This window comes from Thalassospira sp. HF15, from assembly GCF_011806525.1.
Classification (GTDB): domain Bacteria; phylum Pseudomonadota; class Alphaproteobacteria; order Rhodospirillales; family Thalassospiraceae; genus Thalassospira.
Genome location: NZ_JAAVKI010000007.1, coordinates 268,840 through 293,537 on the forward strand (window position 1 = coordinate 268,840; position 24,698 = coordinate 293,537).

Annotated in this window: 21 protein-coding genes; 13 read left to right on the forward strand and 8 right to left on the reverse strand. The window is 54.0% G+C overall.

Annotation, left to right across the window (positions count from 1 at the left end):
* Nucleotides 1-20: 20 nt before the first annotated feature.
* Complete coding sequence (locus tag HED22_RS16775; RefSeq protein WP_167724334.1) at nucleotides 21-944, reverse strand: hypothetical protein; 924 nt, start codon at nucleotides 942-944, stop codon at nucleotides 21-23.
* A 332-nt stretch (nucleotides 945-1,276) separates the two neighbouring features.
* Between HED22_RS16775 and HED22_RS16780 the strand changes: the two genes are divergently transcribed.
* Genes HED22_RS16780 through HED22_RS16790 form a run of 3 tightly spaced genes read left to right on the forward strand, consistent with a single transcriptional unit; the run spans nucleotide 1,277 to nucleotide 3,782 of the window.
* Nucleotides 1,277-2,665, forward strand: coding sequence for a cytochrome ubiquinol oxidase subunit I (locus tag HED22_RS16780; protein ID WP_167724336.1), 1,389 nt, complete (start codon nucleotides 1,277-1,279; stop codon nucleotides 2,663-2,665).
* Complete coding sequence (gene cydB / locus HED22_RS16785; RefSeq protein ID WP_167724338.1) at nucleotides 2,662-3,660, forward strand: cytochrome d ubiquinol oxidase subunit II; 999 nt, start codon at nucleotides 2,662-2,664, stop codon at nucleotides 3,658-3,660. Before HED22_RS16780 ends, cydB begins: the two co-directional genes overlap by 4 nt.
* Entirely contained in the window at nucleotides 3,660-3,782 is a 123-nt protein-coding gene (locus HED22_RS16790; RefSeq protein ID WP_167724340.1) for a DUF2474 family protein, read from the forward strand. The genes cydB and HED22_RS16790 overlap by 1 nt, the downstream gene beginning before the upstream one ends.
* A gap of 98 nt (nucleotides 3,783-3,880) precedes the next feature.
* Here the strand turns inward: HED22_RS16790 and HED22_RS16795 are convergent, their stop codons facing one another.
* The 3 genes from HED22_RS16795 to HED22_RS16805 all read right to left on the reverse strand — a co-directional run bounded on the left by HED22_RS16795 (nucleotide 3,881) and on the right by HED22_RS16805 (nucleotide 7,639).
* Nucleotides 3,881-5,101, reverse strand: coding sequence for a PLP-dependent aminotransferase family protein (locus HED22_RS16795; RefSeq protein WP_167724342.1), 1,221 nt, complete (start codon nucleotides 5,099-5,101; stop codon nucleotides 3,881-3,883).
* A gap of 249 nt (nucleotides 5,102-5,350) precedes the next feature.
* Nucleotides 5,351-6,553, reverse strand: coding sequence for an MFS transporter (locus HED22_RS16800; RefSeq protein ID WP_217701903.1), 1,203 nt, complete (start codon nucleotides 6,551-6,553; stop codon nucleotides 5,351-5,353).
* A 201-nt stretch (nucleotides 6,554-6,754) separates the two neighbouring features.
* Entirely contained in the window at nucleotides 6,755-7,639 is an 885-nt protein-coding gene (locus HED22_RS16805; RefSeq protein ID WP_167724343.1) for a hypothetical protein, read from the reverse strand.
* A 356-nt stretch (nucleotides 7,640-7,995) separates the two neighbouring features.
* Between HED22_RS16805 and cysD the strand changes: the two genes are divergently transcribed.
* The 9 genes from cysD to HED22_RS16850 all read left to right on the forward strand — a co-directional run bounded on the left by cysD (nucleotide 7,996) and on the right by HED22_RS16850 (nucleotide 20,285).
* Nucleotides 7,996-8,901: a sulfate adenylyltransferase subunit CysD gene (gene cysD / locus HED22_RS16810; protein WP_167724345.1), complete on the forward strand. Its 906-nt coding sequence runs from the start codon at nucleotides 7,996-7,998 to the stop codon at nucleotides 8,899-8,901.
* Nucleotides 8,901-10,820, forward strand: coding sequence for a sulfate adenylyltransferase subunit CysN (gene cysN, locus HED22_RS16815; protein WP_167724347.1), 1,920 nt, complete (start codon nucleotides 8,901-8,903; stop codon nucleotides 10,818-10,820). The genes cysD and cysN overlap by 1 nt, the downstream gene beginning before the upstream one ends.
* A gap of 162 nt (nucleotides 10,821-10,982) precedes the next feature.
* Nucleotides 10,983-11,786 (forward strand): ImuA family protein, encoded by an 804-nt coding sequence (locus HED22_RS16820; protein WP_167724349.1) that lies wholly within the window; start codon nucleotides 10,983-10,985, stop codon nucleotides 11,784-11,786.
* Nucleotides 11,698-13,323: a DNA polymerase Y family protein gene (locus HED22_RS16825; RefSeq protein WP_254870181.1), complete on the forward strand. Its 1,626-nt coding sequence runs from the start codon at nucleotides 11,698-11,700 to the stop codon at nucleotides 13,321-13,323. The genes HED22_RS16820 and HED22_RS16825 overlap by 89 nt, the downstream gene beginning before the upstream one ends.
* A gap of 4 nt (nucleotides 13,324-13,327) precedes the next feature.
* The gene (locus tag HED22_RS16830; RefSeq protein WP_167724351.1) at nucleotides 13,328-16,699 is read left to right on the forward strand and encodes an error-prone DNA polymerase; all 3,372 of its coding nucleotides are present in this window, start codon (nucleotides 13,328-13,330) and stop codon (nucleotides 16,697-16,699) included.
* Between the two features lie 161 nt (nucleotides 16,700-16,860).
* Complete coding sequence (locus HED22_RS16835; protein ID WP_167724353.1) at nucleotides 16,861-17,466, forward strand: hypothetical protein; 606 nt, start codon at nucleotides 16,861-16,863, stop codon at nucleotides 17,464-17,466.
* 95 nt (nucleotides 17,467-17,561) lie between these two features.
* On the forward strand, nucleotides 17,562-18,275 hold the full coding sequence (locus HED22_RS16840; RefSeq protein WP_167724355.1) for a GNAT family N-acetyltransferase: 714 nt from the start codon (nucleotides 17,562-17,564) through the stop codon (nucleotides 18,273-18,275).
* Between the two features lie 117 nt (nucleotides 18,276-18,392).
* Complete coding sequence (locus HED22_RS16845; protein WP_167724357.1) at nucleotides 18,393-19,031, forward strand: CDP-alcohol phosphatidyltransferase family protein; 639 nt, start codon at nucleotides 18,393-18,395, stop codon at nucleotides 19,029-19,031.
* A gap of 150 nt (nucleotides 19,032-19,181) precedes the next feature.
* A complete protein-coding gene (locus tag HED22_RS16850; protein WP_167724359.1) occupies nucleotides 19,182-20,285 on the forward strand; it encodes an ABC transporter substrate-binding protein in 1,104 nt (367 codons plus the stop codon).
* Nucleotides 20,286-20,375: 90 nt separating this feature from the next.
* Here HED22_RS16850 and HED22_RS16855 read toward each other — a convergent pair whose 3' ends face one another.
* The 3 genes from HED22_RS16855 to HED22_RS16865 form a co-directional block, all read right to left on the reverse strand.
* Nucleotides 20,376-20,723, reverse strand: a complete 348-nt coding sequence (locus HED22_RS16855) for a hypothetical protein (protein ID WP_167724361.1) — start codon at nucleotides 20,721-20,723, stop codon at nucleotides 20,376-20,378.
* Nucleotides 20,724-20,820: 97 nt separating this feature from the next.
* Nucleotides 20,821-21,093: a GIY-YIG nuclease family protein gene (locus tag HED22_RS16860; RefSeq protein WP_167724363.1), complete on the reverse strand. Its 273-nt coding sequence runs from the start codon at nucleotides 21,091-21,093 to the stop codon at nucleotides 20,821-20,823.
* Nucleotides 21,094-21,263: 170 nt separating this feature from the next.
* Complete coding sequence (locus HED22_RS16865) at nucleotides 21,264-22,046, reverse strand: SDR family oxidoreductase (protein WP_167724365.1); 783 nt, start codon at nucleotides 22,044-22,046, stop codon at nucleotides 21,264-21,266.
* Between the two features lie 364 nt (nucleotides 22,047-22,410).
* Between HED22_RS16865 and HED22_RS16870 the strand changes: the two genes are divergently transcribed.
* Nucleotides 22,411-23,976, forward strand: a complete 1,566-nt coding sequence (locus HED22_RS16870) for an inverse autotransporter beta domain-containing protein (RefSeq protein ID WP_167724367.1) — start codon at nucleotides 22,411-22,413, stop codon at nucleotides 23,974-23,976.
* Between the two features lie 32 nt (nucleotides 23,977-24,008).
* Here the strand turns inward: HED22_RS16870 and HED22_RS16875 are convergent, their stop codons facing one another.
* On the reverse strand, nucleotides 24,009-24,668 hold the full coding sequence (locus tag HED22_RS16875; protein WP_167724369.1) for a 2-dehydro-3-deoxy-6-phosphogalactonate aldolase: 660 nt from the start codon (nucleotides 24,666-24,668) through the stop codon (nucleotides 24,009-24,011).
* Nucleotides 24,669-24,698: the final 30 nt, after the last annotated feature.

The window sequence follows — 24,698 nt, forward strand, 5'->3', positions numbered from 1 at the left end:
AGAAATTGACTACCCACGAACTAGGATTCTCCTGAGATTTGAGCTTCTAAACTTTCAGAACCACCGAAAGTATCATTCAAACGCGCCTCGCCAACCAAGTAGGCTCTGGAAATGATCACGGCTTCCACATAGCAGAAAAAAGTGAACATAATCCCAGTGAAGATACCAATTGCGATTAACGTTCCCAACGAGATATTCGTTACTCCTGCCTCTACATTATCCAGGAAGATCTTTGCCATAGTTGGCGCCAAAATCGCAGTAAAAAAAATCTGAAACGGTAGTAAAGCAAGCCCAATCAACAAATTTTTGCCGATAAAAAACCAGAACGTTTTTTTACCACGTGCAAGAGCGCGGCTTAGCGATTGACCAGCATCTCGAAACACAGAGACAGGCCAAGTCAACAAAAGAATAAACGCGACAAACAAACATGTATGTAAAGCAAAAGGCCCTAAAAACATAATTGACGGAAGCGTCGACTGTCCGCGATCTAGAAACGAAGGGATCAAAAAGGAAAATGCCAATCCTTCGGATACGATAAGACCAAAGCCGATAAAAACGAACACGTTTAAGCGCTTAATAAAACCGAACATAAGAGGGCGCTGTTCTCTTGCGAATGCAGCCCAACACACCACCCCGTTCAAAACCATGGAGTGGACCAAATACGCAATTAGCGAGAAAGCGACCCCGACAAAAAGAATATTAAGCGCAGAATTAACTGTATTCACGGTTATGATCCGCGCGATGTCTGGCGTTCCAATAACAGCATCAAAAGCTGAAAGCTGAAGCTTACTCATTACAACGCTGAACGCTGACATCCCGATAACAATAAGAAGGTTTATTGGGAAATTGTACCAAAACCCATCCCAAGCATCTCGCAGAATCCAGCGCTCAAAATACGGATCATTGGCATTTTTAGGTTGTTTTTGAGCTTCATCCTCAGTCATAAGTTCCCCCGACTTTCCGACTACCAATCCGGCTACATACAACTGATAAGCGAGTTCTGAAACTCAAACAAACCTATTTTATCTCCCACCAAAAAAAACACAGTCTTACGTATCTCGCCATTACTTGTCTTGCGCCGGTAATTTAAAAATATTCCAAATGTAAATTGCGCATTCGCAATGCAGCATTTTCCTGTCACTCTTAATGCTCTATCTGACAGGGCAACCTGTGCATGCGCCACCCATTAACGACACATGCATCCGTCAAGGAGCACTTCCGATAATGGAAGATGCAGAGTTGTCCTGAGGCTTCGCCACCTTAGAGGACCCTGCCAATGCTTGATGCAGAACTATTGGCGCGCATACAGTTTGCCTTTACCGTCTCGTTCCACATTATCTTCCCGTCCTTCACCATCGGACTGGCAAGTTACCTGTTCGTGCTTGAAGCCCTTTGGCTTCGCACCAAGGACGAGACCTATCTTTCACTTTACAAATTCTGGATGAAAATCTTTGCCCTCGCCTTTGGCATGGGCGTCGTATCCGGAATTGTCATGTCCTATCAGTTCGGCACGAACTGGGGACCGTTTTCCGAATTTACCGGCGGTGTCGTCGGCCCGCTTCTGGCCTATGAGGTGCTTAGCGCCTTCTTCCTGGAGGCCGGCTTCCTTGGTATCATGTTGTTTGGCCTAAACCGTGTCGGTCCGAAACTGCACTTTACCGCCACCACCATGGTCGCCATCGGCACGCTGTTTTCGGCCTTCTGGATTTTGTCGGCCAACAGCTGGATGCAGACCCCGGATGGTTATGTAATCGAAAATGGCCGCGTGGTTGTTTCAAGCTGGATCGATGCGATCTTTAATCCAAGCTTCCCGTATCGTCTGGTCCATATGGTGCTGGCGGCTTACCTCACCACCGCGCTTGCGGTGGGTGCGGTTGGCGCTTGGCATCTGATGAAGGATCGCGAAAACCGTGCTGCAAAGGTCATGTTTTCCATGGCGATGTGGATGGCCGCCATTCTTGGTCCGATCCAGATCTTTGCCGGCGACCTGCACGGGCTGAATACCCTTGAGCATCAACCGGCAAAGGTCGCCGCAATGGAAGGGCATTTTGAAACGTATGAAGGTGCCCCCCTGATCCTGTTTGGCATGCCCGACATGGAAGAAGAGGAAACCAAATACGCGGTCGAAATTCCAAAACTGGGTTCGATGATCCTGACCCATGAATGGGATGGCAAGATCACCGGCCTTAAGGACTTCGCCCCCGAAGACCGCCCGAATGCACCGATTGTGTTCTGGACCTTCCGGATCATGGTTGCGTTGGGTGTTCTGATGGCGCTTTTGGGGATTGCCAGCCTGGTAGCCCGCATGCGCAAGAAGCTTTATAGCTGTGGTTACTTGCATCGCTTTGCGCTTTTGATGGGGCCAAGTGGCTTTATCGCCATTCTGGCGGGCTGGTTTACCACCGAAGTCGGACGGCAGCCCTGGGTGGTTTATGGCCTGATGCGCACATCCGAGGCCGGATCACCGGTAGCCCCCATGGCCATTGCCGGATCGCTGATCGCCTTTGTGGTGGTCTATGCCATCGTGTTCGGGGTCGGTACGGCCTATATCCTGCGCGCCATGGTCAAGGACCCGCGTAGCGCCCACGTTCCCGAAGAAAGTGAAATCATGCGCGCGGGTGGTCGTCAGTCAACCGCAGCACATCCCCCAGTGGCAGGAGAATGATCATGGATTATCAACTGATCTGGGTTCTTTTGATCGCGGTTGCCGTCTTTTCCTATGTCACGCTCGATGGCTTTGACCTTGGCATCGGCATCCTCTTCCCCTTCATCAAGGATCCGAAAAATCGCGGGCGGATGATGAATACCGTCGCGCCCGTGTGGGATGGCAATGAAACCTGGCTGATCCTTGGCGGGGGTGGCCTTTATGCCGCCTTCCCGCTGGCCTATTCGTTACTGATGACAGCCTTTTATATTCCGGTCTTCACCATGTTACTCGCCCTTGTGTTTCGCGGCGTGGCATTTGAATTCCGGTTTAAAAGCAAGAACCATCAGAAACACTGGGACTTTGCCTTTTCAGCCGGGTCAATCATTGCGGCCGCCATGCAGGGTGCGATGCTGGGCGGCTTTATCGAAGGTATTGCCGTTGAAAATGGACGGTTCGTCGGCGGTGCGTTCGATTGGCTGAGCCCGTTTTCGATCTTCTGTGCCACGGCGGTTGTGGTGGGCTATGGCCTGCTTGGTACCGGCTGGCTGATCATGAAGATGGAAGGCGATTTTCAGGGCAATCTGCGCAAGCTCGCCAAACCGGCGGTGATCTGGATGGCAGCCAATCTTGGCGTGGTATCGCTGATGACAACCTACGTCAATCCGGTCTACGCGCAGCGCTGGTTTGAAGCGCCCAACATCTTCTATCTCGCCCCGATCCCGCTTGTAACCGTCGGGTTGCTGTATTGGCTTTGGCATGCGGTCAAGAAGCGCGAGAAAACCGTGTTTGGCATTACGCTTGGGATCTTCTTCCTGAGTTACGTCGGCTTCGGGATTACGCTTTTCCCGAATATCGTGCCGCCGGTGATCACCTTCCGCGATGCGGCAGCGCCGGAAAACAGCCTTGCCTTCATGCTGGTGGGGGCTGTGGTTCTGCTGCCGATCATTCTGGGCTACACCGCCTATGCCTATTGGGTATTCCGCGGCAAAACCGGGGATGAGGGGTATCACTAATGATCAGTCTTAAATCACCAAAGGCCCGCAGGTGGCTGTGGTTCATTGGCCTTTATGTCGGCGGCGTTGTGTCACTTGGGGCATTGTCACTGTTGCTGCGCGCCCTGATGGGACAGGCATAGCAAAGACCTGCTTGATATAACTCCCGTGACCTGCTGCCCCCGGCAGCAGGCCCTCCGCCCGGCAGCAATCCCTATCCGCTGCCGGGTTCTTTTTTGTCTTACTGATTGTCCTTGCGCCGAATCAGATCGGCCAGTCGGGTAATCCCGTCCTTGATCCGGTCCATCTTCTCGGTCGAGAAGCTGAGCCGCGCGGTGTTCTTGCCACTGCCATCGGTAAAGAAGGCCTGACCGGGCACGAAAGCGACCTGAACATCTTCCAGCGCCTCTTCAAGCAACTGACGGGCATTGATATGTTCCGGCAAGGTCAGCCAGACGAACATGCCTCCCTCGGGCCTTGTCCATGACACATCTTCGGGCATTGTTTCAGTCAGGGTTTGCAGCATCACATCACGCTTGGCGCGATAGGACGTGCGCAGTTTTTCAAGATGCGCCGGGAACAGTTTTGTCGCAGCACGCAGCGCTGCTTCCTGATTGACTGTCGAAACATGCAGGTTACCGGCCTGCATCATCAGAACCAGTTTATCGATCACAGGACGCGGCGCACAGACCCACCCAATACGAAGGGCCGGGGCCAGCGTTTTGGAAAACGTCCCCAACTGAATGACATTGCCCGATGACAGGTCGCTACCCTGATCATCAAGGCTAAGCAGTGATGGCAGGCTTTCCGCACCGCTATAGGACAGCTTGCTGTATGCGGCATCTTCGATCAGGACCGCACCATGACGGCAGGCCAGATCCAGCACGGCCTTGCGGCGTTCAATGGACCAGGATCGGCCCGTGGGGTTCTGGAAATCCGGGGCGACATAGGCCACCCGGGCGCCCTTGGCAAAGGCGTCTTCCAACTGGCTCAAGACCGGACCTTCATCCTCGGCATCAACACCGACATAGTTTGGCAAGCGGGTTGAAAAGGCCTGCATCGCGCCCAGATAGCTTGGCTTTTCAACAATCAGGTCGCGCCCTTCTTCGAGCAATAAACGCGCAAGGATATCAAGCCCCTGCTGTGCCCCATTGGTGATCAGGACATTGTCAATCGTGCGCCTAGCCCCCTGTTCAGCCAAATCATCGACAATCCATTGGCGCAGGGCGGGCAAACCTTCACTGACCGAATATTGCAGACTGCGGCGCGCCTGCGCGCCGTCCTGCATCATCGCGCCATAAATGTCGCGAAAGGTCTCAACCGGAAACAGATCAGGGTCCGGCACGCCACCGGCAAAGGAAATGACTTCCGGGCGCTCCGCCACTTTCAACAAATCCCGAATTTCAGAGGCCACCAGCACCCGCGCATCCCGCGCAATCAGATCATTCCAGCTTACAGACATTTCAAACTTCCAATTAGGTCAGTATTCATGTCCTTTAAATGGAGCTTTCCACCACGTAAAATCAAGTTATTTTCAATACGAAGATAAAATTTGAAATAAAATTACTTAAAATTCGCCATTTCGGCACATTTCCGGAATGCGAAATAAAGCCGCGAGTAGCAACCCGCAATGTTTATGCATGGCAGAACAGCCGCAGGAGAAAACCTCCCCTGCTGCTGTTGTGAAATTGCAATAGTGTGCGATCAGGTTTCAAAGCTTCTCGGGCGCACGCACATTGAAGCGCGGCAATGACAAAACAAGGCCTGCAACCAGCATAACAAAGCTCAACCCAAGGATCAGCCAGCTGGTCTGCGCAAGACTGCCTGTTAGCCCCACCAGAAGCCCTGCGACTGGCTGTGTCATATTGTTGAATAAAATAATCACGCCGGTCGTTTTGCCATAGTCTCTGGCCGGGATGATCTTTTGTCGAACGGTGCGAATGTAGATGTTAAACATCCCGTCAAATCCCAGCACCACGGCAAAGCCAACCATATAAAGCCAGTAATCGGGGCTAATCGCGGTCAGCACACCACCAAGAAAGACCCCGGCGAATGATATCAAACCGATGCGCCCCACCGAAAGACGGCTCGCCCCAACCAGCATCAGAACCACAATGGTAAATGCCGCACCAACAGTCTGCACAAGGGCGTAATATTCCTCGCTTTGGCCGTGTAACCCGGTAACCATCGCCGCCGAAGTCGCAAGCGTGATGCCAAAAACAAGGTTCACGCTTGCCGTCAGTGCGATCACACGTTTAAGCCCCGGCAGGCAAATCAGATGTGAAAATGCGGTTTTAAACGGTGCTACCCAGGACGGGTTTTCGTCCGTTGCCGTGATCATGGTCTGGTTAAAGCGACGCCAGATCATCATGGAAATTTCGGCAATTCCAAACAGAACTGCCGCAACGACCACAACAGTTTGCCAGTTGCTGATCGCAAACAGGGTGGCGGCAAACAACGGTCCAAGAACGATGCTCGCCTGATTGACACTTTGCGAGACAGATTGAATCTTTTCAAACCGGACACTGGCAAAGACCTGCGGCAACAGAACTTCGCGTGCCATGAAACCCTGCGTGGTCAGCAGACCACAAATCGCAGAAATGCCGACAACCCAGCCAAGCCCGTCAAACAAGGCAAAACCGATCAGTCCCAGGACACAAACAAGGGCCCGACCGAGTTGACTAAGCTGCATCAGTCTAAGCGGCGAATACCGATCAGAAAGAACACCGCACACCGGATAAAACAAAACGCGTGGCAATGTTTCGGCGGCGTAAGCCAAACCTGAAAGCGAAACGCTTTGGGTTGTTTGATAAACCACCAATGGCACGACAAACAAAAGAAACTGGTCGGCAAGCCTGGCGGCAAACATGGATGTGAAAAACAGACCGGCAGGCTTTCGAAAATCAAATCGCACCGCGATGCATCCTTTTGAAATCAGTTCAAAAAGTCTGCCTTAACCTTGCGTCGATTACACTTGTTCCAAAAGCAGCAATCTTGCATGGCAGTTGCGCAGCTTTGGGTCGTGACTTTCACATAACCCCCGCGAGAACAGAGTCCTTTGTTGCAAATAAACTTGCCGTACTGCTTGTTCAGAGTCCAACTTGAAATAAGCGTTTCACGCTGCGTCTACCACTGCGGTCTCTTGGCTCTGCCGATCTGGCTTAGACAGACGGGTTTCGCCATATCGGTAAGCTTTCGAAAGAACAATCCCGAGCATGAGCAATGACAGCAGTTTGAATATTTGGCTGGCAAACGAAAGTAATGCCAACAAAGATAAATGGCCGATTTCTCTTGCCAACTGCAAATCAAATTGCGCGCCAAAGAGCTTGATCCAAATTGCTGCAGTGACTGTCAAACCAAGTCCGACCAAAAACACCGGAACAGGACCAATTAGAACTCTTGAAATGATGTAGCCTGACGCCAAACATCCACGCTTCACTGTTTGCCTAAGTGGTAACCGACGCTGCAAAAGAGCTGCGGGCAAGGCTGTACCGAACAAAACCAGCACCATTAACATCCACAGATATTCAGTCAGATCTGCCGCAAGGACCCAAAGCAGTTTGCCGACACTGCTTTCTGGCCAGAATTCCTCAAGTCTCAAAAACCCACCAAACAGAGTGTTACCTTTGGCAGAAAAAAACCAAGCGTCAACAAGCTTCAGCAGCACGAGAAGAATAAGTGCCTTGATCGTGAATCGTATAAGGTCACTTTTACTTGGACGAGCACTCGCTCCCATAACCTCCAAAGAGCATCCTGTATAAAACGCTATTCCCGCTGAGACAAAAAACACGATTCTCGAAAAAATCCACAGTCCTTCTTGAAATAAGAGAGGATAAAGAACCAGAGGCAGATTGACCAAAAGAAGGGCAAACACCAAAACGGCCACCCTTATTTTGTTTAGAGCGATGGCGGATATCGCCGAGCACCAGATTCCAAGCTCCTGTTGGCCTTGGCTACTCTCTTCGCGACAAGCTGTACCGTCAGGATTTTGTGCCTTCACGTCAGATTTCCCCAAGATGCCCTACCCCAACCTAAAGACTATAAAGATTTTATATACAATTCAACTAGTTGAAGAATTTTATAAAACCTGTCTCCGACCATAAACAACTTCTGGAATGCCCGAATGAGTTTGTCTGCAATCAACAACCATGAAATATCCTTGCTCTGAAGAACTTGACACATTAAACAACTAAACACTGTTAAATTAAATTCGACGACATTTTTTTGTGTAAAAATAGAAATCACACTTGCTTTGCGGGGCATTCCATATTACCCATCAAAGCCAAGTGAAATACTTTCATAAACACCAAATTATGTGTTAATTGCCACAGTTATGATTGATCGGCAGGAAAGAGAATGCAGCCTAATCTGACCCATCTCCGCCAGCTTGAGGCTGAGAGTATCCATATCATCCGCGAGGTGGCGGCATCGTTTGAACGGCCGGTGATGCTTTATTCCATCGGCAAGGATTCATCGGTTTTGCTGCATCTGGCGCGCAAGGCGTTTTATCCCGCCCCGCCACCCTTTCCGTTGATGCATGTTGATACCACCTGGAAATTCCGCGAAATGATCGAATTTCGCGACCGGATTGCTGCCGAATACGGCTTTGATCTGATTGTTCATATCAATCAGGACGGCGTTAAGCAGGGCATTGGCCCATTCACCCATGGGTCGAGTCTTCATACTGACGTTATGAAGACGGAATCTCTCAAACAGGCGCTGAACAAATACAAGTTCGATGCAGCTTTTGGCGGCGCCCGCCGGGACGAGGAAAAAGCGCGTGCCAAGGAACGTGTGTTTTCCTTCCGCACCGAAACCCATCGCTGGGACCCGAAAAACCAGCGTCCGGAGTTGTGGGATATCTATAACGCCCGGATCAACAAGGGTGAAAGCATCCGTGCCTTCCCGATCTCCAACTGGACCGAGCTTGATATCTGGCAATATATCTATCTCGAACAGATCCCGATTGTACCGCTGTATTATTCTGCCAAACGCCCGGTGGTCGAACGTGACGGCATGCTGATCATGGTTGATGACGACCGCATGCCGCTGAACCCCGGTGAAACGCCAGAAATGAAATCGGTGCGGTTCAGGACGCTTGGCTGCTATCCGCTGACCGGGGCGGTTGAGTCCGAGGCCGCCACCCTGCCCGAGATCATTCAGGAAATGCTTCTGACCCGTTCAAGCGAACGTCAGGGCCGTATGATTGACCACGACCAGGCCGGGTCGATGGAGAAGAAGAAGCAGGAAGGATACTTCTAATGGCGCACCAATCCGACCTGATTGCTGATGACATTCTTGGCTACCTGAAGTCTCAGGAAGAAAAAAGCCTGCTGCGTTTCATCACCTGTGGCAGCGTGGACGATGGCAAATCGACCCTGATTGGCCGTTTGCTTTGGGATTCCAAGCTTATCTTTGAAGATCAGCTGGCCGCCCTTGAATCTGACAGCCGCAAAGTTGGCACCCAGGGAGGCGAGATTGATTTTGCCCTGCTGCTTGATGGTCTGCAGGCCGAACGCGAACAGGGCATCACCATTGATGTTGCCTATCGCTTCTTCTCGACCGACAAGCGCAAATTCATCGTCGCCGATACGCCCGGCCACGAACAATATACGCGTAACATGGCAACCGGGGCCTCGACCGCCGATGTTGCCGTGATCCTGATTGATGCGCGTAAAGGGATTTTGACCCAGACCCGCCGTCACAGCTTCATCACATCCCTTTTGGGCATCAAGCATGTGGTGCTGGCCGTCAACAAGATGGACCTGATCGACTATGACCAGTCGAAGTTCGATCAGATTGTTGCCGAATACAACGCATTCGCCAAACAGCTGAAGTATAGCTCGATCACCGCAATCCCGCTTTCGGCGCTTCGTGGCGACAACATGATCGCGCCGAGTGCCAATACCCCCTGGTATTCCGGCCCGACCTTGCTTTCCCATCTTGAAGATGTGCAGGTCGAACAGGACGCGATTGAAAAACCGTTCCGTCTGCCGGTTCAGTGGGTCAATCGCCCGAACCTTGATTTCCGGGGCTTTTCCGGCACGATTTCATCTGGCCGCGTCAAACCGGGGGACGAGATTGTCGTCACCGCATCGGGCCAGACCAGCAAGGTCAAGGATATCGTCACCTTTGATGGCAACCTGGATGTTGCCATCGCCGGTCAGGCGATTACGCTGACCCTTGAAGATGAAATCGACATTTCGCGTGGCGATGTTCTGGCCGCATCTGACGCCAAGCCGGACTTCGCCGATCAGTTCGAAGCCCGCATCATCTGGATGCATGAAGATCATCTTCTGCCCGGTCGCCCCTATCTGATCAAGATGGGCGCACAAGTTGCCAATGCGCAGATCAGCGACCTTAAATACAAAGTCAATGTGAATACGCTTGAACACGAACCGGGCAAAACGCTGGAGCTGAATGAAGTCGGCATCGCCAATATTTCGGCTGATAAAGCATTGGCTTTTGATCCCTATGACGAAAACCGTCATTCTGGCCGTTTCATCATCATTGACCGCTACACCAATGCCACTGTTGGGGCGGGCATGGTCAACCATTCCCTGCGCCGTGCGACCAACATCAAATGGCAGGAAATGGACATCAACAAGGGCGCACGTGCCTATCAGAAAGGCCAGAAGTCGGTCATTCTGTGGTTCACCGGCCTGTCGGGTGCGGGTAAATCGACCGTTGCCAACCTGGTGGAGAAAAAGCTCCATGCGTTGGGCAAGCACACCTACACCCTTGATGGCGACAATGTCCGTCATGGCCTGAACAAGGATCTTGGCTTTACCGATGCGGATCGCGTGGAAAACATCCGCCGTGTTGGCGAAACCGCCAAGCTGTTTGTTGATGCAGGCGTCATCACGCTGGTGTCCTTCATCTCGCCATTCAAAAGCGAACGTCAATTGGCGCGCAGTCTTGTTGAAGACGGCGAATTCATCGAAGTCTTCATCGATACCCCGCTTGAAGTCTGCGAACAGCGCGATGTGAAGGGTCTTTACAAAAAGGCCCGTGCGGGCGAAATCGCGAATTTCACCGGGATCGACAGCCCCTATGAGCGGCCTGAAAACGCCGAGATCACGGTCAACACATCCGATCAAACCGCCGAAGAAGCCGCCGAGGCGATTGTCTCCAAGCTTGAAGAATTCGGCGTTCTCGGGGCCTGGTTCCCGGAAATCTGACGCCGTCTAAAGACATGTATTCAGGAAAACCCGGCATTTCTAAATGTCGGGTTTTCTTTTGCTTCAGCCACATATCCACCACCTCAATAAACCTGATTGGATACGCCTTGACTCCTGTTCTCGTTTCATCACATAAAAGAGAACAAAATAGGAACAAAATCCATGTCAGAAGAACGTATTCATCAGGCGCGCGCGGCCTTGGCCCGTGCCGAGCAGCACTGGAAGGTACAGGTTTCCTGTCTGTCGGGCGGGGCAGACGGGGTGATTGCGCGTGCCTTTGGCGATACGTTTCTGGGCGATCATATCAGTATTGGCGGCCTTGCCCCGATTGGCTTGCATGAAGTGCTGTGCGGGCATGATGATTGTGCAGCGTCGCTTCTGGCGTGGTATCTGGCAACTGTTTCTGGCCCGGACGCAGCATCCCCAGAAGTCCCCAAGGGCATCTTCTGGATCCGGCAACGTCGCGCGCTGGATCAGGGCGGGTTTTATGCCCTGTCCCTGCCGATGGCGGCCATGAAACCCGAACCGTTGATGATGGCGGTGGATCAACAGGCCACCGCCCTTTGGACCTGTGAGGAAGTGGCAAAATCCGGTCAGGTCCATGCCGTGATCCTGGAAACCACCGACTATGACCTGACCACCGCAAGGCGCCTGCAACTGGCCTGTGAAAGCGGGGGCGCACGCATCATCGTTTTGCGCCCGCTTGCCAGAGATGGGCGCATTCCAACCTCAAGCGCATGGACGCGGTGGCAAATCACACCTGTAAACGCCTTATCATCACCGGGGCCATCAACAGGACGACCAACAGGAAACGATCATTATCTCAGCCTGATCGGGGGGCGCGGGGTCCGACCGGGAAGCTGGAAAGTCAAAACCGATGCAACAACGTTTTCTTTATCTGTGGCTGACCCACTGGAAAACCGACTGTCAGCGGACATCCCAAAAGACAGGCACGCCCACGCCTGATCATCCCCGCGATGCTGACAGCCAAAAAACCGCCCAAGAAGCCCTTGCCACGCCGCACGTGATCACGCGCAGCGATCACAAGGGCGTGCTGGTCTGTGGCTTGAACGCAGCGGCGCAAAAGGCCGGGTTGCACGGCGGCATGCGGCTTTCGGATGCGCGCAGCATCCTGCCCGACCTTAAAGACAGCCCCGAAGATGCTGAACTGTGCGATGGCAAATTTGCTCGTCTGGTACGTTTCATGGACCGTTACAGCCCGTGGATTGCGCCGGATCGTGACCTGCATGCACGGGGGCTTCATGGTGATGCAGGCATGTGGCTTGAAATCACCGGTGGCAGTCATTTGTTTGGCGGCGAGAGTGCCATGATCAAACAAATACTGCGCGATATGAAAAACCAAGGCACTGCTGCCCGGGCCGCGATTGCCGATACCGCCGGGGCCGCATGGGCCGCTGCCCGGTGCCATCCGGGGGCATCACATGAACGTATTTTATCCCTGCCACGTGATCACGGGGTGGCGGCCGGGTTTCCGGTATCGTGTCTGCGATTATCCGATGACATCATTGCGGTTCTGGCGCGCCTTGGCCTGAAACAGCTTGGTGATATCACGCCCCTGCCACGTGCGAATATCACCACCCGCCTTGGCCCGGATGTATTGCATCGTCTTGATCAGTTTTATGGCCGCCTGCCCGAACATCTGAATTTCGAACTGCCCGATGCCCCTTGGCTGATCAAACAAAGCTTTGGCGAGCCCTTGGGGAGTGCGGACACGCTGGCACATGCGATTGAAAGCATGGTGGCGGATCTGTGCGCAAAGCTGCGCTCTGATAATCTGGGTCTGCGGCGATTGCTGGTGCGCGCAATCCGGGTCGATGGCCAAACGCACACCATCACCACCACCACCGGCACAGCCTGCCAGTCCGAAAGCCATATCCTGCGTCTGCTGGCGGAAAAGATGCCCGGGGTTGATACCGGCTTTGGCATTGAACAGGTGATTGTCTATGCCCCGTGGGTCGAACATGTTGCCTTTCGACAGGTCCGCCTTGATCGCAAAAACGATGATAGCAGCGATGCCATCGCCCTAGCCCAATTGCTTGATCGCATTGCCCATCATCTGGGGCCGAAGGATATCCTTTATCGCCCGGCCCATCACGCCAGCCACCTGCCCGAACGGGCTGCCATCCGGCAATCGCCGACCGGCCCGCCCAAACTGGCACGGCTTTCGGATGCACCGTTGCCCAAACGCCCGGTGCGGTTGATTGACCCGCCAGAACCGGTCGATGTCATCGAACGCAGTGCGACCGGCGCACCAACCAAGCTGCGCTGGCGCAAAATGATCCTTGAGGTTTTGCGGGCCGACGGGCCAGAACGCATTTGCCCGGAATGGTGGGGATATCTGGATCGGGATAATTACGCCCTGTCACAGATGACACGCGATTATTTCCGCATCTGCGATCAGCAAGGCCGGATGATCTGGCTGTTTCGCAGTGGCCATGCCGGGCAGGATATCTGGTCGGTACATGGATTGTTTGCCGGATGATGTCATGAACAAACCAAACAGCACCAACACCACCGCTGATCATCCGGCCTATGCCGAACTCCATGTCAGCAGCAACTTTTCCTTCCTGCGCGGCGCATCGCATGCCGAGGAACTGGTCCTGACCGCAGCCACCAAGGGCCTGCAGGCGATTGCAATCACCGATCACAACACATTGGCTGGCGTGGTGCGCGGCCATACGGCACACCGCAATTATGCCGACCGGCTGAATTACATTGTTGGATGTCGGCTTGATCCGATGGATGGGCCATCCTTGCTGTGTTATCCGACGGATCGGGCATCCTATGCCCGGCTGTGTCGGTTACTGACCCTTGGCAAGCGCCGCGCACCCAAGGGATCGTGCGAGATTTATATCGCCAACATCCTCACCCACAGTGACGGATTGCTGTTCATTGCCGTGCCGCCACAGGTCCCTGATGACACCTTCCGTGCTGAATTGATCCGCCTGAAGCCCCATCTTGACGGACGTTTATGGCTATCTGTCGGACGGTTCATGGACGGGTTTGATAGCGAACGGCTTGAATTTACCGAGGCGGTCGAGGCCGACCTTGGCATTCCCGCCGTGGTGACCAATGACGTGCATATGCATTTGCGATCGCGCAAACCATTGCAGGATGTCCTGACCTGCATTCGCCATCACTGCACGCTTGAAGATGCCGGGTACCGTTTGTTTCCCAATGGCGAACGGCACATCAAATCGCCGCGCGAAATGGCACGGTTGTTTCCCGATCACCCGCATTGGCTGGCCCGCACCATTGAGATTGCCGATCAATGCACCTTCAGCCTTGATGAGCTGCGCTATGAATACCCCGATGAAAATGATGGCACCGGCGAAGGCACACAGGAACGCCTGATCCGCCTGACCTGGGAAGGGGCGCATAAACGCTATCCGGACGGCGTGCCCGACAAAGTCAAAAACCTGATCGAGACCGAGCTTAAACTGATCGACGAGCTGGGCTATGCCCCCTATTTCCTGACCGTACATGACATCGTTGCCTTTGCCCGGTCCAAGGGGATTTTGTGTCAGGGGCGCGGATCGGCGGCCAATTCATCGGTGTGCTTCTGCCTGCATGTCACCTCGGTCGATCCCAACGAGGTAGAGCTGCTGTTTTCGCGTTTCATCAGCAATGCGCGCAATGAGCCGCCTGATATCGATGTCGATTTTGAACATGAACGCCGCGAAGAAGTCATTCAGTTCATCTATGAACGCTATGGCCGCGACCGTGCAGGCCTGACCGCAACGGTGATTTCATACCGGTCGCGTAGTGCGATGCGCGATGTCGGCAAGGTGTTTGGTTTGACGGAGGACACCATCGTCAAACTGACCAAAACCATCTGGGGATCCAGCAGCAAGGGCGCACATGACACCATGATGCGCCAGTCGGGCATTCATCCCGATGAACCGCGCCTGAAGGCCGTTCTGGATATCGCAGGCGAACTGACGGGCTTTCCCCGTCATCTGTCGCAACATGTTGGCGGCTTTGTCATCACGCGCGGGCCGCTTTGCGAACTGTCGCCAATTGCCAATGCCGCCATGGCCGATCGCACCACCATTGAATGGGACAAGGATGACATTGATGCGCTGGGGATATTAAAGGTCGATATCCTTGCCTTGGGCATGCTGACCTGTATCCGAAAGGCCCTGGATGAACTGCGCACACACAAGAACATCAATTACGACCTGGCAACCCTTCCCAAGGAAGACCGCGCCACCTATCGGATGCTTGAAAAGGCCGATAGCATCGGCACTTTTCAGGTGGAATCACGCGCACAAATGAGCATGCTGCCGCGCCTGAAACCGCAAAGCATCTATGACCTGACCATTCAGGTGGCGATTGTGCGCCCCGGCCCCATTCAGGGCGGCATGGTCCACCCGTTTTTGCAACGGCGCATGGGCCGCGAAAAGGTCGAATACCCATCAAAGGAACTCGAAGCCGTCCTGAAACGCACCTGTGGGGTGCCGCTGTTTCAGGAACAGGCGATGCAGATCGCCATTGTCGCTGCGGGCTATTCCGGCGGGGAGGCCGACAACCTGCGTCGGGCCATGGCAACGTTCAAGCGCACCGGCACCATTGGCGAACATCGCACCAAATTCATCAATGGCATGCTCAAAAACGGCTACGACATGGAGTTTGCCGAACGGTGCTTCAAACAGATCGAAGGCTTTGCTGATTATGGCTTCCCCGAAAGCCACGCGGCGAGTTTTGCCATTCTGGCCTATGCGTCTTCCTGGCTGAAATGCCATCACCCGGATGTGTTTTTATGTGCACTGTTGAACTCTCAGCCGATGGGGTTCTATGCCCCGGCGCAATTGGTCAATGATGCGCGCAATCACGGGGTGCGCGTGCTTGAAATCGATATCAATCACAGTTTCTGGGACAATCAGCTTGAACGGGAAATGGGCCGCACAGCGGGCTATCATTCGGTGCGCCTTGGTTTTCGCCAGATCAAGGGATTTGGCGAACTTGATGCCCTTGCCCTGATTGCCAACCGGCCGCAAGGCGGATTTCAGGATGTCTATCTGATGGCGCGCCAGACGGGATTGTCGCCAGCAGCCCTTGAAAAACTGGCCGAGGCCGATGCGTTTGGATCGCTGGGGCTGTCGCGGCGCGAAGCATTATGGGCGGTGCGCCGCTTTGGCAAGGGGCGCAAGGCCCCAGCCGCCCTGCCGCTTTTCGAAGCAGCCCAGAACTTCAACCACAATATGGGCGTTTCGGCCGAATTTGGCGCAGAGGCCCCGGTGGACCTGCCGATCATGGGCCCGGGTGAAGAGATTATCGAAGATTACGCAAGCTTGCGCCTGTCCCTTAAAGGCCATCCGATGTCGATGCTGCGCGATGCAATGACCACGGCGGGCATCTGCACGGCAAGCGACATTGCCAATGTCCGCGACGGGCAACGCCTGACCCATGCGGGGCTGGCGATTGTCCGTCAGCGGCCCGGTACGGCATCGGGCGTTGTTTTCATAACCTTGGAGGATGAAACCGGCATCACCAATCTGGTGGTCTGGAGCAAGGTGATGGAAAAATACCGCCGCGAAGTCATGACCGCCACCGTGCTGGGCGTGACCGGCAAACTGCAACGCGAAGACGGGATCACCCACATCATTGCCGACAAGCTGGTCGATCTGACCCATATGCTGCAATCGATGAGCGAGAACACAAAAATCGCACGCGATGCCAACAATCATCCGCGCAACCTGCGCTGGGCCAGTCCGCGCACGGCCCTGCCAGCACAGGACAATGCATCATCCCCGACATCCCAGACTTCTGGTGATCTGGATCAGTTGGGGGCAAAATCCGGGTCCTCTACCGCCAATCACAAGCGCCTTAAGATCGACAGTCATGATTTCCATTAAGTGTTCGCAAGGAGACGCGCCTGATCTTGTAAATCCGACAATCAGACGTAACATCAATGATATGGTGCAAAACAGAGGTGTTCATGCGGATCTATCTGCCCCCCGTCTTGATGTGCATTTTTTTACTTGGGTCTTCGCTGCTGTTCTTCGGTCATTCAAACTTGGCCGTCGCACAGACACCCGCTTTACGCATCGGCGCCCATGTTATCCTCGATGAGAAATGGTCGAAAAATGCCTCGCGCGAGAACAGAAACTTCGTTGCAGCCCTTAAGGCACAGACCAAATCAGGCAGGATCGAAACCCTGCCATCTGACCGGCTTTATCAACTGTATCAAAGCGGGCAACTTGATTGCATCCTGACGGGTGGCTGGCCGCACGATGATCCGCAATTAATATCCAAACGCGTGCTGACATTCGAAGTGCGCCTGTTGACCCTTGCCAATACTGACCTTCCAGCGCGCTCACAAATTCTTGTCGGTCGCATGAAGCAGTTCCCACCGCCTGCACTGCCGCTTGAAACAACGCTGGTCGACTGGTTGCCATTGCAAAACTTAAAGCAAGGATTTGATCTTTTGCGGGCTCGGCGAATTGATGCGCTGCTTGCCGATCCGTCCCATATCCAGAATGCACCACAACAGACACATGAGGATATCATCGCAGCTGACCTGCCGGCTGTGAAACGGTTTAGTGTGCCGCTGTTATGCCATGACACGGATTATAACCGTGATATGATTGACATGCTTGATCAGGAAACCCTGACCCAATAACAAATTGGCCCCGTCAGATTGGCAAAAATGGCCCTTCATCAAGGCACCATTCCATATCAGTCTGGCAGCACAATAACACCTAGTCAGGATTGAAAATGGCCTCGCCCCACAAAGATACCTTTGGCAAACCCGTCGGTCATCCGGTTGAAAACTGGACCGGATGTGTTTTTCCGCCACGCACCGACATGGTCGGTGATCATGTGATTGTCAGCCCGATTGATGTCACGCGCGACGCCCGGCATCTTTTTGACGCCAACAACAAGGCGCCAGACGGGTCGCGCTTCACCTATCTTTCGATCGAGGCATTTACCGATTTCGACGCTTACAAGGCCTGGCTTGATGATATGGCCGCCAAAAGCGACACGATACTGCATGCCATCATCGACAAGACCACCAATATGGCCGTTGGTGTGGCTGCCTTCATGCGGATTGATACAAACAATGGCGCGGTTGAAGTCGGCAATATCAATTATGCCCCGGCCCTTTCCAAAACCCCGGGCGGGACAGAGGCAATGTATCTGATGATGAAGCGCGCCTTTGATGAGCTCGGCTATCGCCGCTATGAATGGAAATGCGACGATCAAAACGCGCCGTCACGTGAGGCGGCGGCCCGATATGGCTTTACCTATGAAGGCACGTTTCGCAATCACATGGTCTATAAGGGGCGCAACCGCGACACAGCATGGTTTTCCATCACGATTGAAGAATGGCCTGCCATCAAGGCCGCATTCGAGGCCTGGCTGGCCCCGGAAAACTTTGATGACGCAGGCACGCAGCGCAAACGTCTGGAAGACTTTCGCACCCGCTAGGAAATCCGCGTAAAAATAAATATCCCTCTGCCCCAGGCAGCAAACGAACTGGTGATTTTCATTTTACGGTTGTTGGGCTTATAGTCGCCATCTCAACACGTTAAATGGAAATCCCTGATGTTTGACGCCCGCCTGCGCCCGTTGATTGATGTGCCATTGAATGCGATTGCGCGTAAGCTTTCGGGCACGGGCATCACGCCAAACATGATCACGGGGTTTGGCTTTTTCCTTGGCCTTCTGGCGGCAGCCTGCCTTGCCTTGACACTTGATTACGCCGCCCTCGCCCTGATCCTCGGATCACGCTTTATGGATGGGCTTGATGGAGCGGTTGCAAGGCATGCCGCCCCGCGGTCACGCCATCCGGGCGCCAAAACTCAGGAAAGCGATCTTGGCGGCTATTACGATATCGTGTCGGACTTTCTGTTTTATTCCGGCATCATTCTGGGGTTTGCCATTGGTCGACCCGAACATGCCCTGATGGCGGCATTCCTGATTTTCTGTTTTGTCGGAACGGGATCAAGTTTTCTGGCCTATGCGATCATTGCGGCCAAACAGGGACGCAACACAGAAACCGCCCAAGGCAAGAAAAGCTTTTTCTACCTCACCGGCATAACCGAGGGCAGCGAGACCATACTGGTCTTATGCCTCATATGTGTGTTTCCGCTCTGGTTTAACATGATCGCGGCCATTTTCGGGGGCTTGTGCCTGCTGACCACGATGGGCCGGGTGCTTCAGGCCCGCCGCGACTTTGGATAGGCATCAAATATCGTTATGCCAATTGCTTGAAACGCATTCTGCGAACTGCCATATCGAAATCGTCACCGAACTCCTGCCGATCAAGGCAAGATAAGGTAGTATTCAGGGGCCAGTATTGCCGACCCCACAAGAAAAACTGCTAGGAACAAAATGCGGTCAATCAGGTTTCTGTGCTCTGTGCTTGTCGGATGCTTTTTGCTCGTTGCCTGCGATCAGTCAGGCCCGATCAAAATCGGTTTCATTGCCGGCTTGTCCGGCCCAGGGGCAGATGCCGGAACAGATGCCCTTGATGCCCTGAAGCTCGCAGCCCAGCAGGTCAACGGCGAAGGCGGGATCAATGGTCGCACGGTGGAAATCATTGCGCGTGATGATCTGAAAACCCCCGAAGTTGCCCAAAATCACGTGCGCGAGCTTAAGCGCCTTGGTGTTGATGCCATTGTTGGCCCGATCATCAGTTCAATCGGCATGGCGATGCTGCCGGTCATCAATGAACTTGGTGTTGTGACCGTCTCCCCGACCATCTCGGCGGCCGACTTTGCCGGTTTTCGTGACAATCTGTTTCGCATGAACACCACGACACGTGAAAATGCGCGCGCCTATGCACGGCGCTATATCGATCTGGGATATGAGCGGGTCGCCCTTGCCCTTGACGGACAAAACCAGGCATTTGCCGACAGCTGGTATCGTGAGTTTCTTCTGGAACTTGATGCGCTTGACGGGCGGGTGATTTCCAAAATCTGGATTAATGTCGACAATGTCACCAAAGCCGAAGTCGCAGCCAAACTGCTCAGCGACAATCCCGATGCCATCGTGCTGATTACCAACAGTACAGATAGTGCCCTGATGGCACAGGAAATCCGCAAGCTTTCGCCAGACATTCCGCTTGCAGCCGCTGAATGGGCCGGTTCACAGTCCCTGATTGAGGTCGGCGGAGATGCTGTCGAAGGCATGGAACTGGTTCAGGCCTATGACCGCTATGACACCAATCCGCGTTTCCAGAAATTCATTGCTGATTTCAGCGAGATGTTCGGCCGTCCTCCCGGTTACACAGCTGTATTGGGATATGACGCGGCCACGGTTCTCTTTGCGGCCATGCGGACCAAACACCCGGATCAATCGCTGGCAGATGCCCTGACAAACCTGCCTCCGCAACAAGGACTGCATCAGGAGCTGGAGTTTGATGCCTTTGGCGATGGCAACCGCAACATTTACTTCGTCGCCATTCAGGACGGAAAATTCATCCGGGTCGACTAGAGGCTGAGCCTTCCCCATCCTTGAAAAACAAAAGCCCTGCTTGTGCAGGGCTTTTTTGCGCCGACTTGATGCCAAAATACAGGAGCGATCCTAGTGATCGCTTTCCTCAAGGAAATGATCGCCAAGGCCGGTGTCATAGTCCATGCCTTCCTTGGTCAGAACGATGCTGGCCGGATAGCCTTCCTTGACCAGCCCCTTACGGGTCAGTGCAACCCAGACGGACGGATTGTCAAAACCACTGGCATCACGGGCCGCCACGGTGAACTTCCCGACATGGACGTGGTCGCCATGGGCATGGGGCACGCGCAAAAGCGTTGCTTCGCCGGTGGCCTCGTCAATCTTGCCCGAATTGGGATCCTTGGCAATCACCTGTGCGAGCACCAGCGTACGAAGCTGCAGCTTGTTGAGTTTCAGCGGATTTTTGCGGACGACGGCCATGACTGATCTTACCCCGGTTTCAATTCGATATTTGCAAGGACATATCTGTTAATTGGCGCGATGATGCAAGCCTTGATTTGAGGGCTATCCTGCGACGCTAACCACCGGCAAGCATCCGGCGCAGCTTGCGATCGCGCTTGAGATGCCACTCACGGCTCATCGCCTGCCCAAAGGTTCGGAACCGTTCGACATAAACCAGTTCCCATTGCCGCCCGCGGGTGGTCTTGGCCCCCTTGCCGCTATTATGCGTCGCCAGACGCGCCTCAACATCGGTTGACCAGCCAACATAGGTTCGGGGCAGTTTGGCCTTGCCCTGCCCCGGCACAAAATCGCGTTCGCGCAGCACATAAACAAAGGTGAATGACGCCATGCTAGCACCACCCTTTGTTCTGGGCACTTGGTGATATGTTGGATTTCGTTACAGGACGTGCCGAAAATGCCGGTTTGCGAGAACCGGCGCGCAGCGTACTTAACGTACGTGAGCACCGGAAGCCCAGCAAATGGGCGTTTGCAGGCCGTCCTGTGACGAAAGGCGACATATCAGCCCATGGTGGAGTTGAAGGCACCACCGTCTAGAAGGACGTTTTGCCCGACCATGAATTTCGCATGCTCGCTGCACATGAAGGCACAGGTCGCGCCGAAATCAAGCGGATCGCCAAAACGCCCGGTCGGAAGGCCCGCCTGGGTTTTGGTGCGTGCTTCTTCAAGGGTGATGCCTTCTGCCTTGGACTTGTTGGTCATCAGCGCATTGATACGGTCGGTATCATGCTGGCCCGGCAGAAGGTTGTTCATGATCACGCCATCCTTGGCCACCTGGCGCGAGGTCCCCGCGACAAAGCCGGTCAGGCCAGCACGCGCGCCGTTCGACAGGCCCAGATGCGGGATCGGCGATTTCACTGAACCCGACGTGATATTCACGATCCGGCCCCATTTGCGCGAAATCATGCCCGGCAGAACCGCCGTTGCCAGCAGGATCGGGGTCAGCATGTTGGATTGAACAGCGGCTTCCCATTCCTTCTGGCCCCAGTCGGACCAGATACCCGGGGGCGGGCCGCCAGCGTTATTAACCAGAATGTCCGGCGCATCTACAGCGGCCAGAACCTTGTTACGGCCTTCTTCGGTGGTGATGTCGCACGCGACCGTGGTGACATCGACGCCAAAGGTATCGCGGATATAGTCCGCTGTTTCGTTCAGCGGCCCTTCGGAGCGGGCATTGAGCACAAGGTCAACACCAGCTTCGGCCAACTTGATCGCACAGCCGCGGCCAAGCCCCTTGGATGACGCACAAACGATGGCCTTTCGGCCCTTGATTCCAAGATCCAATGGATCCTCCCATATTCAGGAATTCAGACAATGGCTGGAATTTAGCCTGTCGATGACGGGCGGGTCAAACCCGTTTGGCATCCAAAAGAACGATCGTTCAAATAAGGAGTCCAAAACTGAAAATGATAATTTCTGACAAATTGATAAAACACAGCAGTAGCCCGCCTGCTGTGCTTTCAGTAAATTCCCAAAGAAAATAAATCCGTGACACAAGATCACACGTGACGAGCAACGACGCGTCGGACCTTTCGCAAATAAAGCGCAAGTTGGCGGCAACATGATCATTGACGCCTCGCATATTCAGGTTGGGTAATTTAATTTGAACATCAAGAATTTACGCCGTTTGGCCTTGGCGATTTGCGTCATGGCACCAATCGAATTCGGCAATGACACAGCACACGCCAGCGAAGAAAACGGACCCAAATGGGGAGCGCATATTGATGTCGAAGGCAAAGCTGGCACCGACCGGTCGCTTGGCGAGGGGGGTTTATTCGTCCCGCTGCTTCAAAATGATGACACACTCCTCTTCACCAGTCTGCGCACCCGATTTGATGACAGTAACGGCCGCGAAGGCAATTTCGGCCTTGGCATCCGCCACATGCATGAAAGTGGCTGGAATCTGGGTGGTGTTGCCTATTTTGATCGCCGACAAAGCGAATGGGGCAACTACTTCAATCAGGTAACACTTGGTGCCGAGGCGCTTTCAACCGACTGGGATTTTCGCAGCAACGCCTATATCCCGCAGGGAAGCCGTGTTCGCAATGTTAACGCCTTGAACGAGGCCAATCTGTCGGGCACAACCATCAGCTTCCGCGGCGGCGAAGAACGCAGCATGGCGGGCTTTGATGGCGAAATCGGCTGGCGTCTGCCGGTCTATGAACCAGAAGAACCCCGGCAAATCCGATTGTTTGCCGGTGGATATCATTTCTTTGCCGATAAAGTCGAGGACATAACCGGCCCACGACTGCGGGCTGAAATGACATTCGACGAGGTACCCTGGCTTTGGAACGGATCGCGCTTTTCCTTTGGCAGCGAATGGCAACATGACAAACCACGTGGCTCTCAGGGATTTGTTACAGCACGTCTGCGCATTCCGCTGCAATTCTTTGGCGCAGGCCGCAAGCGCCTGACACCGATGGAACGGCGCATGACTGATCCGGTGGTCCGTGACATTGATATTGTCAGCCAAGCTGGCGCCTTCGGCCCGGTTGAAACCGCCACAGAAACAGCCGATGGCCAAACTTTGACGGTTATCAACGCCTCATCGGTGGCCGATACAGATGCATTGAATAGTGCCCTGACGACAGCAGGTGCCAGCACTGTTATTATCGGCGGGGCAATTGATGTAGATAAGCAGGTAAATATGGTTGCCGGTCAAACTCTTGTTGGGTCCGGCAATATCACTGTTAAATCGCCTTCCGGTCGGGAAGCGGTCCTGACCGTCTCTGGCGGCAAAATCGCGGCGACGAACCAAAATAACGCCTATACACTGCTGATGAGAAATAATACCAAACTGATCGGAATGACCGTCAGCAATTCGAATAATGGGACTGGTACGTTTGCCGTTCGCGCTGACAACACAACCGGTGTCACAATCGAAAACAGCACACTTACGTCCTTTGATGGGACAACGAGTAGCGTTGCCATCGCAGCCAGTGGTTCAACCAATCTGGTCGTTCGTGACAACACGTTATCGGCATCATCCAATACCGCCACTACGAACGGAATTGTTGTTGGAAACGCCACCAATGCGACCATTGCCAACAACAGGTTTTCACTTTCAACCGCCGGCACCAAAAGAGTTATTACTGGCAACGGAGCAACAAGTTTCAACGTCGCATCAACCGGGAACACGACCAATGATGGTAGCTGTTTCTTTGCTGCGGCACCGACAGGTTCTGTAGGCTTTAGCACCATCAATTGCCCGTAGAATAAACGGCGAATTGACAGCAAAGACCGACCTTAGCCAAACACCGCATCATGCGCTCTGACATAGGCAATCGCGGCCTTGGATACATCGCTGGCTGTCATGCCGGGTTTATAGATGCCAGATCCTAGCCCAAAGCCATCACAGCCGGCCTTGGCATAGGTGCTAAAATCATCCGGGCCAACCCCGCCGACAGCAAAAACCGGCAGGTCTTTGGGCAGGACCGCGCGCATGGCCTTGATGCCCTCAGACCCGATGATGCTGGCCGGGAAAATCTTGAGGCCGTCTGCGCCTGCCTTGATCGCGGCAAAGCATTCGGTTGGGGTCAGAACACCCGGCCACGATCCCATACCAAGTTCCTTGGTCTTGGCGATCACATCGATATCGCAGTTGGGCGACACGATGAATTCACCATTCGCCGCTTTGACATTGGCAACATCATCGGTGGTCAGGACCGTACCCGCCCCGATCATCGCCGCATCGCCAACCGCGTCTTTCATGGCGGTGATGCTTTTAAGCGGTTCGGGGGAATTTAGCGGCACCTCGATCATGGTGATCCCGGCATCAACCAGCGCACGCGCCATATCAGCCGCTTCATGGGTTTGCACCCCGCGCAGGATCGCAATCAACGTGCGATGCGCTTTACCCGTGACGCTGTCGGTGATTTGACCATTGACCGGTGTTGGCATTGCCATCTTTGTCTTCCTGTTTGTTGGGCCCAGCAG

What these genes read in the sequence shown, in the direction of transcription:
- HED22_RS16845 (WP_167724357.1), top strand. Translation starts at nt 18,393, where the DNA reads ATGTTTGACGCCCGCCTGCGCCCGTTGATTGATGTGCCATTGAATGCG.
- HED22_RS16825 (WP_254870181.1), top strand. Translation starts at nt 11,698, where the DNA reads ATGCAACAACGTTTTCTTTATCTGTGGCTGACCCACTGGAAAACCGAC.
- HED22_RS16860 (WP_167724363.1), bottom strand. Translation starts at nt 21,093, where the DNA reads ATGGCGTCATTCACCTTTGTTTATGTGCTGCGCGAACGCGATTTTGTG.
- HED22_RS16820 (WP_167724349.1), top strand. Translation starts at nt 10,983, where the DNA reads ATGTCAGAAGAACGTATTCATCAGGCGCGCGCGGCCTTGGCCCGTGCC.
- HED22_RS16855 (WP_167724361.1), bottom strand. Translation starts at nt 20,723, where the DNA reads ATGGCCGTCGTCCGCAAAAATCCGCTGAAACTCAACAAGCTGCAGCTT.
- HED22_RS16790 (WP_167724340.1), top strand. Translation starts at nt 3,660, where the DNA reads ATGATCAGTCTTAAATCACCAAAGGCCCGCAGGTGGCTGTGGTTCATT.
- cysN (WP_167724347.1), top strand. Translation starts at nt 8,901, where the DNA reads ATGGCGCACCAATCCGACCTGATTGCTGATGACATTCTTGGCTACCTG.
- HED22_RS16780 (WP_167724336.1), top strand. Translation starts at nt 1,277, where the DNA reads ATGCTTGATGCAGAACTATTGGCGCGCATACAGTTTGCCTTTACCGTC.
- cydB (WP_167724338.1), top strand. Translation starts at nt 2,662, where the DNA reads ATGATCATGGATTATCAACTGATCTGGGTTCTTTTGATCGCGGTTGCC.
- HED22_RS16775 (WP_167724334.1), bottom strand. Translation starts at nt 944, where the DNA reads ATGACTGAGGATGAAGCTCAAAAACAACCTAAAAATGCCAATGATCCG.
- HED22_RS16830 (WP_167724351.1), top strand. Translation starts at nt 13,328, where the DNA reads ATGAACAAACCAAACAGCACCAACACCACCGCTGATCATCCGGCCTAT.
- HED22_RS16840 (WP_167724355.1), top strand. Translation starts at nt 17,562, where the DNA reads ATGGCCTCGCCCCACAAAGATACCTTTGGCAAACCCGTCGGTCATCCG.
- cysD (WP_167724345.1), top strand. Translation starts at nt 7,996, where the DNA reads ATGCAGCCTAATCTGACCCATCTCCGCCAGCTTGAGGCTGAGAGTATC.
- HED22_RS16850 (WP_167724359.1), top strand. Translation starts at nt 19,182, where the DNA reads ATGCGGTCAATCAGGTTTCTGTGCTCTGTGCTTGTCGGATGCTTTTTG.
- HED22_RS16870 (WP_167724367.1), top strand. Translation starts at nt 22,411, where the DNA reads ATGGCACCAATCGAATTCGGCAATGACACAGCACACGCCAGCGAAGAA.
- HED22_RS16875 (WP_167724369.1), bottom strand. Translation starts at nt 24,668, where the DNA reads ATGGCAATGCCAACACCGGTCAATGGTCAAATCACCGACAGCGTCACG.
- HED22_RS16795 (WP_167724342.1), bottom strand. Translation starts at nt 5,101, where the DNA reads ATGTCTGTAAGCTGGAATGATCTGATTGCGCGGGATGCGCGGGTGCTG.